The organism is Cellulosilyticum sp. I15G10I2 (assembly GCF_900095725.1).
Classification (GTDB): domain Bacteria; phylum Bacillota; class Clostridia; order Lachnospirales; family Cellulosilyticaceae; genus FMMP01.
Window position 1 is genome coordinate 102,603 of record NZ_FMMP01000009.1, and the last position, 18,894, is coordinate 121,496.

Genomic DNA, 18,894 nt, shown 5'->3' on the forward strand with positions numbered 1-18,894 from the left:
GCCTGCTCCTCTTAGGTATAGTATAAATCTGCAATCTAATAACTCTATAAGTATAACTATCTTAAAACAGTTACCCCTTCATCACTATCAATAACATAAAGCGCATCTACTTTACTTAGTTCACTTACAGCAATGTAAGAAACACCTTGCTCTATAATAGTGTTAACTGCAAATTCTGCATTATCAGTTATAATAACTGACTTTTTAGTCTTAGCATCATATATAACCGCTGCATCTAACTGGCTCATAGCCCCTCTAAGTGGGATATACTTTTCTTGATTACGCGTAATAATTTGCTCTGGGCTGATTTGAACGAGTTTAGTATCCTCTGTTGAAACACCCCCAGCATTTACACTCATTAATAACTGCATAAACTCTTCCATAGTGTAAAGCACATTACTTGATGGCACTTTAAAATCTTTTTTTGCACTTTTTTTAGAATCGGCATTTACGGCCATATTCAAATTGATCTTTTCTTCACCAAAGGCAAACTTAAGTGCAATATCCATATCTTCTTTATATGTATTATCCTCAAAAACATATTTTAGCGTTGCCTTACTGCCAGCTAACATAGGTTTTACCATCTCCTGACCTTGTACTAGCGCAAGTTCAACTTCTTCTTTATTCTCATCTATATCTTTTTGTGTCACACCTGTACCACTAAGTTCATTAATAGCATCCATGTTATTCATAACTTCTTTTATAAACTGTACTGATAAATCTACCATTTGATCACTATTAAGTTCTATTGTGTATGTTCTGCCATTTTGAGTAACAGGTACTTTTACCTCAGAACCTTTAAATAAAGCTTCTGTAAGCGCCATAGCCTTTTTTTGATCTAACATAGCGGCTTGCGTGCCTGTATTTAGATCAATCCCAATAAACTCTGCCTCAATACTGTTTAACGCCTCAGATATCGGAGCCCCAGAAACTTGCATTAACTCTGTAAAATATGTTTTGCTGATATAAAGTGTTTGATTATCAACATACATTTTAACTGGTGACATTTTAACATCTAGGCTCATATTGCTGAATTTAATCGTATTAATTTGCATTTCTACGTAAGCTTGTGTTTCTTTTGTATTAGCATATCCACTAAAGTCTGCCCCTAGTTCAAACTTTTGCCCCTGAACCTCAGCAGTTACTAGTACGTTTCCTTTACTTTCTGCATACTCCCATGCAGATGTTTTTTTCATTTCTTCATATAGATTAAGCCCCTCTGTGCTACATCCCACAGTTCCAAGTAACATCAACAATGTCATAATTACTGCTATTAATTTTTTCTTCATAACAAACCTCCATCTTCACTTTAATTACTCGTTCTAGTTAATTATAGTAAACAAATTTGGAAATTTCAAGGAAAATCTCCCTATTAAGTTTATATTACATTCTGATTACGAGCCTGCCGCTTTAACTTCAAACCACATGTTTACTGATATGAAGCAGGGCCAACTATTAAAAAATAGCTGGCCCTGCTTCATATCGTTTATATAAATTATTTTATTTCAGCTTTTAATACATCAACTTTATCTGTTCTTTCCCATGGAAGATCTATATCAATACGTCCAAAATGACCATATGCAGCTGTTTGTTTATAAATAGGCTGTCTTAGATCTAACATTTTAATAATCCCCGCTGGTCTTAGATCAAAGTGCTTATTCACAATTTCAACTAAGGCTTCATCACTTACACTACCTGTTCCATGGGTATTAATAAGTACAGAAACTGGTTTTGCAACACCTATTGCATAAGCAAGTTCTATCTCACATTTTTTAGCAAGGCCTGCTGCCACTATATTTTTTGCTACATATCTAGCTGCATAAGCTGCTGAGCGGTCTACTTTTGTTGGATCTTTCCCTGAGAAAGCACCTCCGCCGTGGCTTGCATAGCCGCCATAAGTATCTACGATAATTTTACGGCCTGTAAGTCCTGAGTCCCCTACTGGTCCACCAATTACAAAACGTCCCGTTGGATTAATAAAATACTTTGTATCTGCATCTAATAGTTCAGCTGGTATAATCGGTTTAATAACATGTTCCATAATATCAGCATGAATTTGTTCTTGTGTCACTTCTGCTGCATGCTGTGTGGATACAACAACTGCATCTATTCTTACGGGTTTATCATTTTCATATTCTACGGTTACTTGTGTTTTGCCATCTGGTCTTAAATAGCTAAGTGTTTCATTTTTACGTACTTCTGATAACTTTTTAGAAAGTCTATGTGCAAGAGATATCGGCATTGGCATAAGTTCTGGTGTTTCATCACAAGCAAAACCAAACATCATCCCTTGATCTCCAGCACCTATCGCCTCAATAGCACTATCTGACATTTCACCACGTTTTGCTTCTAAGGCCTTATCAACCCCCATTGCAATATCTGCGGATTGTTCGTCTAATGCAACAATAACGCCGCATGCGTGTCCGTCAAAGCCAAAGTCTGGATTATTATAACCTATTTCATTAATAGTATCTCTTACTGTTTTATTGATATCAACATAGCAACTTGTTGATATTTCTCCCATAACAAGTACAAGGCCTGTTGTAAGTGCTGTTTCACAAGCTACTCTAGCCTGTGGATCTTGTGCATAAATTGCATCTAATACCGCATCTGATATTTGATCTGCCATTTTATCTGGATGCCCCTCTGTTACTGATTCCGATGTAAATAATCTTTTTGCCATTTTTTACTCCTCCTTTTAATTTTACGATTTGGCTCATTGGCTCCACAACTACGTTGTAGCAGCATTTGCAATAAGCTATTCTTACTGTTAGGATTAACAGAAAGCAAATAAAAAAACCTCATTAAAATGAGGTTAATAGTATGCGATCATTCATCCTCATCTTACGCATAAAATATGCGTGGGAATTGGCACCTTAGCTTATGCTAGGTTGCCGGGTTTCATAGGGCCCAGTCCCTCCACCTCTCTGGATAAGAATTTATTCAGTTATAGTTCATAATATAGTCTACCACTCAAATATAACATTGTCAATATAGATCGTTTTTTATACTTCTTGGTCAATATTTATACTATTTTGATTATCTGTTTTTATCTGCTTTGCATAGACATTAGTCATCTGCTTATACATCATATCCGCCAAGCCAATACCACCAGCTTTTGCCATATCTTCTGACTGATTATTAATGATATAATCCTCGAAGGTTTTTTCATAGTCCCCCTTTGGTATTAGCCCATCTTCTGATACCATAGACTTTTTCATTTGTTTAAAAAGCTGTGAAAGCATATAGCTCTCTAACTTCACACATGCATCTTTCAAGGCTTTATCATCTTGTTCCCTTGCTGCTTGCTCAAAAATAGCATCAAAGTCTTTGGTTTGCTCTTGCTCTATTTTGCTCGTTATTTGCTGCCCTAGGATAGGGTTAAATTGCAATGAATTGATTTCCACTTATTTCCCTCCTTAGCTACGCTTAAGATCATTAGCTTGCTGAAGCATCGTATCTACCGTTTTGATTGATGTTGAGTTAAGTTCATAAGCCCTTTGCGCTACAATTAGCTTTACCATTTCCTCTGCTACTTGTACATTAGACCCTTCTAGATAACCTGTTCTGATACTGCTTCTAATAAGCCCATCTTCTTCGCCTTCTATAAGAGGTTCACCGGATGCTGCTGTCTGTATAAATAAGTTTGATCCAATAGCCTCTAAGCCCTCTACATTGGCAAATTGTACGATTTTAAGCTGTGCTATTTCCATACGCATATTTGTTTCTTCATCTATGTAATAAATAGAGCCATCTTTACCTATTACTACCTTATCTACAGGTATTTCCGTTCCTATAAGAATAGGTTCATCTTCTACAGATAAAACAGTATTCCCATCAGACGTAACCAGTGCATAAGCCCCATCTTCTGTAAGGGAAATGCGGAAACTTCCGTCTCTTGTATAAGTCATCTGATCACCTTTTTGTACAGTAAAAAAGCCTTTGCCCTCTATAGCCATATCCGTATTATTTCCTGTTTCTTGAAGTATGCCCATACTGTAATTACGGGAATTCGGCAGGGCTCTTACCCCATGTCCAACTTGCATAGTTGTAGGCTGCTGCACATTGTCTACATTAGGCGCGGCCATTGTTTGATAGAGTAAACTCTTGAAATTAGTTGTTTCCTTTTTATAACCTACCGTATTAACATTTGCCAGATTGTTTGCTATTGTATCAACATTGAGCTGCTGAGATGTCATCCCCGATGCTGCTGTCCATAATCCTCTTATCATTGTCTATCCTCCTATGCTCTTCCTACTTCATTGACTGTTTTATTTAATAGCGCATCATGGGTTTGTATAACCTTTTGATTGGCTTCATACGCTCTTGAAACAGTAATCATATCTACCATTGCTATCACTGGATTAACATTAGATGCTTCCAAAAACCCTTGAATGATACTTCCTTGAAAAGGAACGCCTGGTGCACCAGCTTCATATAAGTTATCATTAACTTTTGTAAGTGTCTTAGGGTCATCAAATCTAACAAGCGCTATTGTATCTACCAATTCGCTCCCCCTATACAGTTCTCCCGATTCCTTAATAGTAACCGTGCCTCCATTTAACAAGAAGTCTTGTCCTAGTTCTAAAGGAGTGCCTCCTTGTGAAAGCAGATAGTATCCCTCTTTTGTTACAACTTGCCCCTCTTGATTAATAGAAAAGTTGCCGTCTCTTGTATAAAGAACACCACCTGGGGTCTGAACTGCAAAAAAGCCCTCTCCTTGTATTGCCACATCAACCATACCATCCGTCTTTATAACTGAACCTTGAATAAAATTGGTATAGACTTCATCTACTTTTGCACCTAAGCTCATATTGCCTATAGTACCATTATTTGGAATATGATTTTGCATATCATCTATTCTACTTGCCAAGACTTGCGGAAATGATGCAATAATAGTGGTATCTTTTTTATAACCCGTTGTATTGACATTCGCCAAATCATTGGAAATAATATCCATCTTCTTAGTTTGTACGTTCATTCCCGTTGCTGCAGTATATAATCCCCGTATCATGTCATCCTCCTTTATTTTTGTTTTGATCCATGGGCATATCTGTATTCTACCCACATCCCAGTGCCTACTGCTACACATGACATAGCGTCATCTGCAATAACTGCATTAATACCTGTGGTATTATGAATAAGCTTGTCAAGGCCGTAAATGAGACTGCCTCCTCCAGTAAGTACTATCCCGCGATCTGAAATATCCGAAGCAAGTTCTGGCGGACTGACCTCTAGCACTGAACGAATCCCATCTATAATATTCGTAATAGGCTCTTCTAAAGCTGCCATAATTTCATCAGCAGTAATTACAATATTTTTTGGAAGTCCTAATATCAAGTTTCTGCCTCTAACATTTATTTCGGCAGGAACCTCTCTTTTATAAACACTTCCTATATTAATTTTTATATCTTCAGCTGTTCTTTCACCGATTAAGATATTGTATTTTTTTCTTATATATCTCGTAATCGCCTCATCAAAATCATCCCCAGCTATTTTAAGAGATTTTTTTACAACTGCACCACCTAAAGATATAATAGCGATATCTGTTGTTCCGCCTCCTATATCTACAATCATACTGCCGCAAGGTCTTGATATATCAATCCCTGCTCCAATTGCAGCTGCTATGGGTTCTTCAATCGTATCTACATATCTTGCGCCTGCCTGTTTGGTGGCATCTTCTACGGCTCTTTTTTCTACCTCTGTTACGCCGCTTGGTACACATACACCTATCCTTGGTTTAATAAGTCTATGTCCTATTGCTTTGTGTATAAAATATTTAAGCATTTGTTCGGTAGCATCATAGTCAGATATAACACCTTGTTTAAGGGGCCTAATAGAACGTATACTAGCCGGAGTTCTTCCAAGCATACGTCTTGCTTCTTCACCTACTGCTATAATCTCATTTGTCTTTTCTTTAATCGCTACTATGGATGGCTCTCTAAGGACTATCCCTTTTCCTTTTACATAAATCAGCACATAAGCTGTTCCCAAATCAATTCCTATATCTGCTCCTAATCCAAACATTCGGCTTCTCCTTTGTATAATAAATATATGATTGATTTTAATGATTCATCAGTTATATCTGTAGTTCTATTTTATCTATCACATTATACCATTAAATCCCTCCATTTTGCAAAATATTAAATTAAATTGGAAAAATTTTAGGTATAAAATAATTATAGCATCGCCATATAGAGATTCTATATAGCGATGCTATTTATTTTAACTATTTCATAATAGTCGAATATTTTTCTTTGGTTGCAAGTCCTCCCCTTAGATGCCTTTCAGCTTTATTGAGTTCTAAAACTTTTCTAGCTTCGGTGGCAAGTTTAGGATTTATCTTTTCTAGTCGTTCTGTTACATCTTTATGAACTGTACTTTTACTTATACCAAATTTCTTTGCTGTTTCTCTTACTGTAGCATTAGAATTAATAATGAATTTAGCAGCTTCTACGGCTCTTTCTTCTATATAGGCTTTCAAGAAAAGGCCCCCCTTAACACAACTCTTGTTTTATACATATGCTGCGGGAAGCTTATTTATGCCGAGAAAATATAAACCTACTCAGATAAAAAAAATGAAGAGATAGCCCTAATAAGGTCTGCCTCTTCATTTTCCCCTGGTATACTATTGTATATTATCTGGGGTATGCCCCATATCAACGCCTTCTGTCTCTACAGATGCCTGCTTATAATCTAGAAGTTTTAATGGATCAATCGCTTTATCATTGTGCATAGCTTGCAGATAGATATTATTCCCTTGAGTAATAAAGGCACCCGTTGGAGCACCAGCCTTACCTAGAGGTTCTCCAGCTTTTACTATTTTGCCTAATAAGTCTTTATTAGGTGTTCCATTTTGGAAACCATATAAACTCTTATAGCCATTACCATGGTCTAGGATAACTAGTTTTCCTACATAGGGCATATCTGATGCCAAAGTACTAGAATCATCAATAATATCTATTACTTTGCCGTCCGCTACTGCTTTTACTTGTTGGCCTTCTTTTGCTGATATACATATTCCGAATGTACGCATGGTTTGGTTAAGTGATTCACTAAACCAATGTTTTGTACTTTCATCTGTATAAGGAACCACTACTTCGCCAACTACCGGCCAAGTAAAAGTATCTCCCTCTGCAAAATAAGGTTGTACAACAGCATTTGCGGTAGTAGACTCAAACGTTTCAGCTACTATGTCTTCCTTTTTAGGAGTCTGATCAATTTGTTCTTGTTTTGCCTCGCTCGCTGCTTCTTTGTTTTCTGATACTGCATTACTTTCTATATTGCTTTCTGATGTTTGGCTATTAAGGTCATCTTCATATTCTATAACCACATCACCAATACCGTCCGTAATGTTATCCTCTACCTTGCCAGCTGTTTCTTCATTCTTAGCATATGGGTTTGGTTCTTCATATACATTCCCACCTCGGTTAGGAACAAAGAATATAGCAACAAGTGCGCCCACACTGACTACGCCGACAGCAACGTAAAAGGCATGTCTTTTTAAAAATTGTCCTATTTTTTTAATATTCATTTTATTACACCTCCGACGTCTAAATTATCGCCAGAGTTTTTTAATATTATTCATATGTATTTATTTTTTATGTATATAATTTTGAATTATAATATCAGTATAATAATGCTTAATAATCTCATGATATTTTTTCCCTTCTTTGGCAAGCTCATTAGCACCATTTTGACTAAGACCTACCCCAGAACCTGCTCCTTTTACATCAAAAATCAAAGTCTCTCCATGGTTGAAGATCTTAAAATTACTGGATGGAAGCCCTATTATTTTTCTGAACTCTTCTCCTTTTATAACTCTATTTCCAATTTGAATACTTTTAATGTATTCGGCTTCATCTTTTTCTACAATTTGAATCTGGTTTTCTAAGGTTTTTTCATCCACAATCAGATCTGAATACACCTCTCTAAGTTTATTAGACATCTCATGTTTGGACATTTCAACCTGCTTTGTAACAGGGTTCTTTTCACTCATCACACTTATCAAATAAGGTACTTCAACATTATATATCTCATGAGCTGATCTTGTTTTTCCTCCATTTGCCCTATGATATAGTGCTTCTATAGGTTCGCTATCATATAAAATAATTTCATTTTGAGTCTCTTTAACTGCATCCTGATAGGTTGCATAAATATTATTAAAACTTTCCCCCCATAGATCTTGCATTTCTTCTAGGCTATACCCTATAAGTTCGCCTTTATTTTGTATGCCTAAAATTCTTCTTGCCATATAAGTTCTGATAACAACAGCTTGTGCTTTGATCGCTTCATATTCATAGGTATAAGGGATTTCTTTAGCTAATATGCCTATGATTTGTTCTTCCTGAATAAAATCAGATGTATTTTTTTGAGCACTTTGTGTTTGGGACACACTATTAATCTCTTGTAATAAGTTTTCATTTTGATAGCCCCCCACATACACAACCATAAAAGGGATAAAAAACAAGCACCCTCCTATAAAACATATTGCTTTTATAAACTCTCTCATTTTTTTCCTCCTATGCCCGTATACCCTCTCTTTAATACATTATATGAAAGTAAGACAAGTTTATGAGTTAAAATGATTCATTATAAAAAGGCAATGCTATAATAATCTGCGTTTCGCCTTGTATCTCATTGTAGGAAAAGCTGATCTGTATATTGCTTTTAGTATTATCTTGATCTAACACATAGTCTTTTATGAATTTAGTATAGGCATAATAAGCCTCGGTATCTTGATGGACGTCATCCTGGTAGTAGCCTGTCTTTTTTGCTTTAAGCTGATTTAACACAGTATTTACAATAGCTTTTCTCTCTCCTTTATCTTTTTCGCCTCTCATAACGCCCTTAAAATATAACGTCTCCTGAGCTTTCACCCCCCAGTTTTTAAATAGCTGAAGCGATCTGTTTCTTAGATGATCTATTTGATTGATATCTTCAAGTCCTTGTATCATAATTTTATAATGCGTATTATAATGTAAGTCTTTTTGATTTCTAATAGATAAACTATAAGGTGTCTCAGTCTCACTTCCCGTTACTCTGATCTCCATCGCCTCTTCCTCTTGAATAAATTCAGATTCACAATGAACAGGATGAACCTGCGTGCATAACCTAGAACAGCTATATTCATGCGCAAACTCATGAACAACCTGATTATGCTTAAGCGCCAAATCCCTCTCCTTTAATTCTTCCTTCTCCTTTATACCTCTTAATGTGCTGCTAATCTCAGTATATGTAATGTCCGGCAAAGCAATTTTTTCATATAGTGTTCTAACCTTTGTTTCTTTCCTATCATAATAATCAATACCAAAGATATAGCTCGTTGATACTAGCAATGTTATCAAAATAATTAACTTATTATTCATTTTCATAAAAACCCCCATACTTTTATATATTAGATAATAGTTAAAGTATGGGGGGGTTTTTCCTTTTTTATACCATACATAAAAAATAACATTCAAATTAGCAGAAACTAAATTGAATGTTATTTTTATATACTTACTCCATATACTCATGAGATATACACATTTTATAAAGACTAGAGAGGCAGGCAGGGGCACCTTACAGCTCGACTCGGGTTTGGCTGTGGGTAGGCGGGAGAGATGTAAGGTGTCTCTGCCTGCCTCTCGGCCCTATATCATATTCCCTGCCTAGTTTACTCTGTTACTTGTAAAAGCCAGTCACACAGCAAAGCATAACGTACCGGCTGCTTTGGATTAATTGTATCAATGAGTCCAATCGCATAAGCTTTTTTAACAGCCTCTTGATATTTACTGCTTACACCACTTATGGCCACATTAGAAGGCTTAACTTTGTAGCCTGTCTTTAATTCATAAAGTCTTACCACTGCTGCTATAGCTTGTTCTTCATTAATCCCACCCGAAGCACTTTCAGTATAAATACCTGCTGTTCGAGCTTTCGTAAGTGTATCTGCATAAACCGGCGCAGTAAGATCTATTTGAGGTTTATTTTGTGCTATGCCTAAGAGCAGATGAACAAACTGATTACTATGTACAACTTCATTTTGAAAATAGACAGTCCCAAGTGCTGATATACCGTAGGTATTCGCAAGTAATCTCATACCATAAGTACTTGAATAGGCTGAAGCTGTCTTTAATTTTTCATAAACGGTATATATTCCTGTAACCGCTGTTGAATAAGTAATATAAGTATCTGTAAGGGTATCAATACTATGGTTTTCTTTTTTCCAGGCTGCAGCATCAAAATTATAGGTATAGGCGAATAAGTCTTTATACATATATTCCTTAGCAGCATCCAGCTTAAGTTTTACTTTGAGGTACCCATCTAACTTTTTGATTATTGTTGTTCTATTGCTGCCTTTTATAAAAATGTCCAGTTGTTCCCCTTTAAGCAGTGTTTCTGGGTATTGTCGTATAATATGCGTTATCTTATAATCAACAATTTGGGTAAATTCAAGTTGTACCATATCTTTTGCACTATGTTGTTTAGTATAGACTTCAAGCGCTTTTACAGGTATTTCATAAATACCTATATTGGTTGCAATTTTGAGTTCCATCCTCTGACTAATAAGTGCATCAATAATAGACTTTGGTATTTTAAGTCTTCTAATAGCCGCATCATGCTTATTATTAAACTTTTCAACCTTGATTGTATAAAAATAATCTTTTTTCTTCATGATATCGGTAATAATTTTAGCTGTATCTACTATTTCTACAGTCCAGATATCTTTTGAATAGTCCTCAATAATAGCCTCTGGATAAGTAATAATGTTGTCGTTTTCTCCACCGTCATATTCATCCGTGGACGTTTTAGTGAGTATCCTTACCCAGCTTGTATAGTCTGATTCTCTAACAATTTCTCTATTGCCTTCTGTATCTTTATAGGTTAAAACTGTCTTAACTTTTACATAATAAGGTCTGTTAGCTATAAGATTGTTAAATCTCACCATATTTTTAGCAAGCACTTCGTACTGCGCATCACCATTATTTCCTGGGACAACAGCCCCTGATGTATTTACAATAACTGCATCTAAAAACTCTGGATTATCTGCAAATTCTACTACGTAACTGTATTGCTTTTCAGTATTCTGCATTTCTGCTGTATCGTTGGCATTTTTAATCCACTCTACTGTAATATAATCTTTAGCTATTGGCGGAAAATCCTGACCAATTTCTAGTATACTTTGGTAAGCAGCCGGTCCTAGGCCTGTTGGCATAGCAGGCGTTCCTAGTGGATCTGTTTTCACTGTGACTGGATTACTCCATGCTGAAGTTTCAGTCCCTTTTTTCTGCTTTGCTCGGATCCAAACATTATAAGTTGTTTCCGGTACTAATCCTGTTATTCTGACATTGGCTTTTGCCCCGTTTGAAACATAGTTCATATCTCCCGGAACATCTGAAATATTAAAATCCCATGTAATAGCTGCTGAAGGATTATCAAGTCTGCTATACACAATCTCATAGTCAAAGCTATTATTATACATCCACCATACAGTAATAGATGTATCATCTTTAGTATCCAAATTAAGTTCCGGTGTCTTTGGAGTCTCTTCTGGACTTTCATAATCCGTAAGGGTCGTAGCCAGTACATAACTTGGATAAGTTTGTACAAGTCGCGTCCCATCGTCTAATACTTTATAAGCTCTAATCAACAGCACATAGCGTGTATTAGGCAAAAGCCCCTCTTTAGTATACTCCATCCAATTATTATTATCAGGCTCCTGATTAGTCTGAGGAATATGCGGTGCAATAGTTTCCCAGCCTGTTTGTCCAAAGTTTACAGGATCCATAAGCCAATCTTGGATCGTCATTTGCATACCCTTTTCTTCTATGTACTTAGCAATTTGACGGTTGACCTCATCATAACTTAAAACCTTAAATTCATAATTTGATTCATCACCTAGCGCAACTGTCCTATTGATATAGTGATCATCATAGTAAACTGTTCCCACACTGTTTCTTATCTGATCTACCTGATTGGACGTATTAAGGATGTGTTCAGTAAGTCCCTCTGCAGGCTTAAAGCGAATATAAGGTGGCGTTGCGGTTCCTGTATATACAACTGAGTTCCATTGCAGTGCCTGTTGTTTTTCCTCCGGCGGATAATTGTCTCTTAGGGTGGCATCCTTAACATATATTTCTCGCCACGTGGTACGCCATCTTAAGGTTGCAGATACCATCGTGGTCTCATGGAGTTTGAGCGGTGGTTTTGCAAGAATAGGTGGCGTAAACACTTCACCATTTTTATCTATTGTAATTGATACAATGGTTGGATCTGATAAAATATAAGAAGTTCCATAAGGTCTTTTAGCTATAACTTTAATAAAATATGAACTGTTAGCATTAAGCGCCGCTTGGGTATTATCAGCCTTTGTATATTGCTCAATTAACGTTTTAAACCCTACTACCCGCGTTCTGCTTTGATTAAAAATCAAGTTGTTTGGCGCAAGTTCATAAAAAGGAAGATTACTAGCTATTGGCGTAAGGTTTTCATCTTCTAATAAGTTTTTATCTTTCGTAACGTAAACATCATATTGGATATCATAATCCACTATCTTATTATTTAATGTGTCTGTTTTTGTCGGTGCATCCCATACAAGCTGAATATTTAAAGGATTTGTATTCGTTACGTGAAAAGTATTGTCTTTAAACTGCAGACTTCCTCTTGAAATATCATCTTCTGACACAATATAGGGTCTTATATCAATATTTGTATCGCTTATATCGATGCTTTCCGAAAAGGGCTCTGGAATTTTAGGTTTAAGGGGCCTAACCGCTGCCTGCCCAGGAATATACAGTACACGTTCCGTTTCCAGCATCTCACTCATCTCATCAATCTGAAACCGTACAAAAAAAGTAGTATTCTTCGTCGGTCTAAGGTATTGATAATAACCTAAGTCTTTGTTTTCTGCCAACGAAGTATTAAGAATAGTTCCTATCAGCTGAGGCACAGCGTTTCCTTCATCGATTTTATATATTTCCGTTTTTTTAAGCTTGCTATTAGCAGTGATCCATGAAGCTAAATGCCATTCTAATCTTACATAATTGGGTTCTACATCAAATACGTCAAGCAAAATATCTGTAGAGGCCTGTGCAACTTTAGGGCCATTAATACCAGTTTCTTTATTTTGAACAATATTTTCAAATCTATAATTGCCTATTAAAGCATTGTTCACACTTGTAGGAACTACATATGCAGAATAAATTTGACCTGGTGTTGGTTGTTCTACAATATACCTCACCCGCTTTACCCCATTGACCGTTATTTGGTTGCTGGCATTTTCTGCATATGCATTTGAAATAGGTACAGCTGTAGGTGTGATCGTAACCCCACTACTATTGGTGATCCCTTGTTCCATTTGCTCAACCGTTGCACGGTCTGCAGGCAGATAACGCACCTCATAAGAAGCACCTGGGATATACTCCCAGTTCACCTCTAGCTGTCCATTTTTATTTTCAAGTCTTGTATTAAAGTCTGTAAAGAAATAACCAACCCCTTGGTTGTTACTGGCTCTTACAGGTGTGGTCACACTGTCATTAGTATGGTAATGCCCTGGTACAATCTCTATCTTATAAAGCTTGCCGCTCGTAAAACGGTTATCTTTAAGCGTATCCCCTACATTATAAATATAACTTTGTGCATCTTCATTACTATTATCGCCTGTCGCCGGAATAGATGATGACGGACTTCTCATAGCTGCATTATTTAAAGCATCTGTTACCAAAAGCTCATAAAACTGAGTCGGATCGTTTGGTGTCCCAATTTCTCTATTTCTTACGCCGTTCCACTGTACCGTAACATCAGGCGTAGCATTAGATAAATTTTTATTGCTTCTTACGATAATGTTGGCTATTGTAGTACTGTAAGAACCAGTTTGAGCATTAGCAAATATATTTATAGGTACTAAACTGATGGTAAGAACTATAAACAGCAGCCAAGCTACTAGTTTCTTTTTATACATCTTCTCCGCCCCCTATCTTAGTGCTACTTTTGAAAGTATTTTTAGTGTTTCTTCTACTGACATGGACTTACTTGGTAATACTTGTCTGTTTGGATTGTTTACGATATTAAGCTCAACCCCAGCATAAACATAGGCTCTGTACTGAGTTTGGAAAGCTCCTATATTGGTTACACTCTGTCTATTTTTAATCTGAACAGATGTAATGGGTCTATTATATACTTTCTCATAGGCCTGCATAATAATATAAATAGCTTCATCCTGTCTGATCACTTTATCTTGACCGATACTCGTTATACCCTTTATTCCTCTATTTTTTAGGTATTCCATATAATCAGTATTTCTCTTAGCCCCAAGTATTCTTGCAACTGCCCCATATACCTGCCTTTTTGTGGCGCCAGTTTTAATCATATAGGCATCTAATACAAAAAAATCTGTTAAATTATATTTCGAAATCATATTTTGATACGCCGCAAGACTTGGGATAGTGTTTGCAATACCAGTCTTGCCAGTGAAAATATAAATTCCTAATTGATGCGCTTCAATAGTATAGCCGCCATTTGCCTGCAACACCTCGACACTGCTCCAAGTTCCTTCTAAATAATAACCATTTACTGAATAACTGTCTAAGATACTTGTAATAAGTATAGGCTTTTCGATCTCATATACAGCTACTGTCTTATCTGTTTGTTTCTTTAAAATACTTTTTACAGAACTTTGATGATCTTCTTTAATATTCGCTATAGCACTATCAATAATATCTTTTAATGATTCATCATTAATAGTTCCTTTACTTAATTCATTTTCAAGTCGTGTGATAATACGGATTCTTTCTCTGTCAACCAATTTATTAAGTGCTATCATAATATCATCCTCTAGGATCATATCTTCTTGATCTATATAAATAATATCCATATCAATACATATTTCTGGTGATAAGGTGTCTTCCCCGTTAACCTTACTTCCAGCTGCCATTTTAATAAAATCTAACTTAATATAATAATCTTTAATTTTCTTTTGATTCTTCTGGGCAACTGCTTCCTTAATCGCTTCATTATCAGCAGTAAGCGTATACGGTCTTATACTTATTGATTCCGTACCAAGTACAGCATTAATAATTACATTTAAGTCGCTGGCTTTATTTAGCATTGTAGCTGGCAGATAATAGGTAAGTCTATTCATGCCTTCTAGTGTCTGCAAGTCATATGCACTTTTCACAGCAAGTTCTGCATTAATATATGACGCTTTATACTTATAAGCTGCTGAGAATCTATTTTCTCCTTCTACTTCCCAGTACGCTTTTCTTCTTAGTTTCTCTACCTCATCCTCGAAACGCTTAAGATATTCACTAAACTTATTATCCTTGTCTTGGTCATCTTGATCAAATTCCGTTCTTGCAACTACCTTTTCTGAATAAAGCGATCTTGGATAGTCTCCATTTTCTGGTTTAGCACTGGTTTTATCAACAACTCTTACTTTAATATCATATCTTCTTCCAGGTTTAAGGTTATAAAGTTTATAGACAAAATGCCTATAACCTGACGTTATGGTACTTGGATCTTCAATCGATAGAACTGATACCCGCGAATAGTCCAAGCGATAATTATCATCTGTCTCGCCTTGAACTGCTATTTCAAATTCATAATCATTTGGAACATTTGCACCACCTGGTATAGGCGCTAAGAAACTAATGACCGTCTCTGTTTTAGGATCATATGTATATTTGCTAGGTGTTTCTACCTGAAGCTTTATAGGCCTTTCAACCGGATGAGTCGTAACAGGTACCATAATCCACTCTGATCTGACCATGGTTCCGTTAACGATGCATACTGTACGCACATAATAATAATAAATGGTATTAGGTGAAAGATTGTTATCTTCTAACCTTAAGCTGTCTGAAGACTGAACGGGTTCAACTTGATACCACCCGCTAGCTGATGGATTGCCTCCTATAGCCATAAGATTTGGTTCTGATGTTCTGAATCCAACAACTTTATTATTATCAGAAACTAATGCCTCTATATTTAATTGACGTCTTTGTTCATTTTCATTAAGTTTAACATCTGTTGCTCTTGCGATTTCATAATAAAGTTTCGTTATATCCTCATCTTTTTCAAGCTTTGCTTCTGCCCACTTTAAGATAGCCGTAGTATTATTAGGCTGAGACTCTACCCAAAAGTCCTGTGGTGCAGGCGGCACTTTATCTTCTGGTTTAGGCGGCTGTGGCAAAGCTGTCGTTGTAAAGCTAAGAATCTTTGAGAATATTGAATACCTTGAATCTTTTGGCTGCAAGTCTTTAAACACATCTAATCTTACTCTCGTTTTTACATAATACACTTGATTCGCATCTAAACCTTCTAATGACAATTTGACTGGCGGCGGATTTTGAACATCTCCTAGCGAATCAACCGTGTAAACAATGGGAAGAACGCCTCCGTTTCTTAAAGACTCCATCTCATCATCAGTTAAAAGTATCGTAGTATCTGCAGCATGCTTATAACGTGCTACACCTGTTTCAACTACAAAATCTTGGTCTGTATAAGCTGTTTTTTTATCATTTTTTTGATAAAGAAAAATCTCATAAATTCCTTTGTAAGACGTTTCAGTGGTTGTTTCATCTAGATGAAGCGCTGCTGGCTTAAGCATCTTTTTTACATAATTCGTAATATTAATTTTATCAATCTCAATATCATAATTAATTTTTGGCGGCAATGGATTCATTACCGAGCGGTTTATGCTCTCAAGCTTTGTAGGTGTTGGTATAATTTCTATTACTGTATCAAGAGGTACTGAAATGTCGTTTGAATCCTGACTTACAGCAATTTTTGCACCGATGTCACTTGGATCAAATATTGCTCTAATGCTTGCATAATAAACTTTAGGCACTGTATAGGCAGGCATTGTCATTTCATTGCCTGGTGTATAATCGTTCCCGTTAAATCTATTGTCTTGAACCTCTATAAACTCCCAACCTGTTTCATTGATAGATTTAAGCACAACTTCTTCCACTAAAAAGTTCCCTGTACTTTCTATGTATTGTCCCGATCCAGCCTCACCACTTACTGCTTCTACTACAATTTTACCACTCACAAGGTCTTTGGATACTTTAAATATCTTAATGACCTTCGAATCTGAGGCAGGTCGTGTCGCACCGCTTTCTTTTTTGGTTTGGTGGAAGGAAAGTTCATAATAGATTGCACCCTTCGCTAAAATAGCCTCTAACTCACTTTTTTGTGGTGCCTGCCAAGTTATATCAAATCCAATGGCCTGTGGTGGATCTTCTAGGTTATCTCCCGGCACAGCATAAATATTGTTAATACTTTGTATTTTAGATACTGGCGGTGGCGGTGTTTCATTATTAATACTAAATTGTATGATTTGAGACTGAAGGGCTGCTTTGCCGCCAATATCTGCTTCGACTTGGAAGTAGGTGGTCTCAGCTGTATTAGGTACGTAGATATAGATGAGCTCCGAATTATTTAATCCACCTGGATAGTTATGGTATACCAACGGTGAAACATTATCGTATAGTGTTCCTTGTTTTAAAGTATAGGTTACAGCACCGTTTACTTTGTAAGGTTTAATCCAAATACCTACCTGACTCTCACTGGCTCTAAAAGCACTGTATTCCAAATAAGTATGTCCATTATTTTCCGGGCTGAATGTTCTTTGTCCTATGTCAAGACTACTCATAACACCGCCACTGAAACTTAATCCCGCATTTATCAACATACTAGAATCAAGTTTATCCCATTCTATAACTTTTACTTTATTATCATTATCCAGATAGTCCGTAGATTGATTGACATAAATACTCATCGTACTACCGCTTGTTTGCACCTGTCCATGCGTTGTACCATTTCTTTTCACCTCTATGGGATTAGCTGGTATTGTGCTCCCTAAAGAAAAGTTAAGTGTAAGCGCATTGCTGCTCCCCCCACTTTCCCCTCCTGATGCTGAAGTCGCAATGGACATATTTAATACTGCTGAGATATCAGATCCTTCTACCTCAGTAAATACACTGCTGCCACCAATAATGGCTTTAGGTTTATCAAATGATACTTTAACACCTGGACGACTACCCAAAGTTTCATCTCCGCTTTGAAGTGTATGTTTAGATTCTAGTGTTGGACCCGATGTTAAATGTGTAGGTGTAACTGTAAACTTCTCAAGACCCTTTAAAGTGGTCAAAGTTCCTGTCTTTTGAATACTGCCACTGTCGTATGTTAATTCAAATGGTGTGATATAGCCTGCCTGTATCCCCTGCGTACTGATATGGATAGTCTGACCTTTAATTTGAAGTCTAATAGGGAGTGATCCTGCAGTAAAACTTAATTGCTGCTGTTCAAAACCTACGGTTTTACCTGGGGCATCCAGCTGCAGATTGTTGTACTGAAAAACACCTAATGCTGGTGAAGTTGTCTGCCATGCCCAAGTCCCTGCATTATAGGTTCTAAAACTATATGTAGCTGGAGTCGTACTGAGACTAGCCCTCATCGTTACTTGTCCTGAAGCTGCTACATCAAATTCGAGATCAACTTTATTAGTAATTGATTGTTGAACATAATAACTCAATGTATATTTACCTATAGACTTCATATCCCATTTGACCCCGGCTTCATCTTTTTGAAGCCCATTGTTGTTGGGTTCTATCCCATTCAACCCATCTAAAAGTCCTTGATCAGTAACCAACCTATAGTTAAATTCGCTATCAAACTCAGCCGGTGCAGCACTTAAACTTAGGACATTTAAAGAACTTAAAAGCATAATAATGGTTAATAATAGTGCTACTCTTCTTTTCATGTGCTATCTCCTCCAGATCTAAACTAGTAATCTATATGAATATCTCTTCAATAAATAAGTTTTCTCCTAATATTTATCGACATCATTTAGGTTTAACATAATATTCCTGCTTCATATTCGTAATAAAATCTTCCAATATATTGTCGATC

Annotated in this window: 12 protein-coding genes and 1 riboswitch; all 12 genes read right to left on the minus strand. The window is 36.4% G+C overall.

Features of this window, described 5'->3' with window-relative positions:
• Positions 1-56: 56 nt before the first annotated feature.
• The gene (locus tag BN3326_RS09125; RefSeq protein ID WP_069998886.1) at positions 57-1,289 is read right to left on the minus strand and encodes a hypothetical protein; all 1,233 of its coding nucleotides are present in this window, start codon (positions 1,287-1,289) and stop codon (positions 57-59) included.
• 206 nt (positions 1,290-1,495) lie between these two features.
• Positions 1,496-2,683, minus strand: a complete 1,188-nt coding sequence (gene metK / locus BN3326_RS09130; protein WP_069998887.1) for a methionine adenosyltransferase — start codon at positions 2,681-2,683, stop codon at positions 1,496-1,498.
• Positions 2,684-2,836: 153 nt separating this feature from the next.
• A riboswitch (SAM riboswitch) is annotated at positions 2,837-2,938 on the minus strand.
• Positions 2,939-3,005: 67 nt separating this feature from the next.
• Positions 3,006-3,407 carry a rod-binding protein gene (locus tag BN3326_RS09135; RefSeq protein ID WP_069998888.1) on the minus strand — a complete coding sequence of 134 codons (402 nt, stop codon included), beginning with the start codon at positions 3,405-3,407 and terminating at the stop codon, positions 3,006-3,008.
• Positions 3,408-3,419: 12 nt separating this feature from the next.
• Positions 3,420-4,232 carry a flagellar hook-basal body protein gene (locus BN3326_RS09140; protein WP_069998889.1) on the minus strand — a complete coding sequence of 271 codons (813 nt, stop codon included), beginning with the start codon at positions 4,230-4,232 and terminating at the stop codon, positions 3,420-3,422.
• 11 nt (positions 4,233-4,243) lie between these two features.
• Positions 4,244-5,014, minus strand: a complete 771-nt coding sequence (gene flgF, locus BN3326_RS09145; protein WP_069998890.1) for a flagellar basal-body rod protein FlgF — start codon at positions 5,012-5,014, stop codon at positions 4,244-4,246.
• 11 nt (positions 5,015-5,025) lie between these two features.
• Positions 5,026-6,027, minus strand: a complete 1,002-nt coding sequence (locus tag BN3326_RS09150) for a rod shape-determining protein (protein ID WP_069998891.1) — start codon at positions 6,025-6,027, stop codon at positions 5,026-5,028.
• Between the two features lie 202 nt (positions 6,028-6,229).
• Positions 6,230-6,484 (minus strand): sporulation transcriptional regulator SpoIIID, encoded by a 255-nt coding sequence (gene spoIIID / locus BN3326_RS09155; RefSeq protein ID WP_069998892.1) that lies wholly within the window; start codon positions 6,482-6,484, stop codon positions 6,230-6,232.
• Positions 6,485-6,628: 144 nt separating this feature from the next.
• Entirely contained in the window at positions 6,629-7,534 is a 906-nt protein-coding gene (locus BN3326_RS09160; protein WP_069998893.1) for a murein hydrolase activator EnvC family protein, read from the minus strand.
• 60 nt (positions 7,535-7,594) lie between these two features.
• Positions 7,595-8,512 carry a SpoIID/LytB domain-containing protein gene (locus tag BN3326_RS09165; protein WP_069998894.1) on the minus strand — a complete coding sequence of 306 codons (918 nt, stop codon included), beginning with the start codon at positions 8,510-8,512 and terminating at the stop codon, positions 7,595-7,597.
• Positions 8,513-8,579: 67 nt separating this feature from the next.
• Complete coding sequence (locus tag BN3326_RS09170) at positions 8,580-9,374, minus strand: YwmB family TATA-box binding protein (RefSeq protein WP_069998895.1); 795 nt, start codon at positions 9,372-9,374, stop codon at positions 8,580-8,582.
• 284 nt (positions 9,375-9,658) lie between these two features.
• A complete protein-coding gene (locus BN3326_RS09175) occupies positions 9,659-13,945 on the minus strand; it encodes a fibronectin type III domain-containing protein (RefSeq protein WP_069998896.1) in 4,287 nt (1,428 codons plus the stop codon).
• A 12-nt stretch (positions 13,946-13,957) separates the two neighbouring features.
• Positions 13,958-18,745, minus strand: coding sequence for a hypothetical protein (locus BN3326_RS09180; protein WP_069998897.1), 4,788 nt, complete (start codon positions 18,743-18,745; stop codon positions 13,958-13,960).
• Positions 18,746-18,894: the final 149 nt, after the last annotated feature.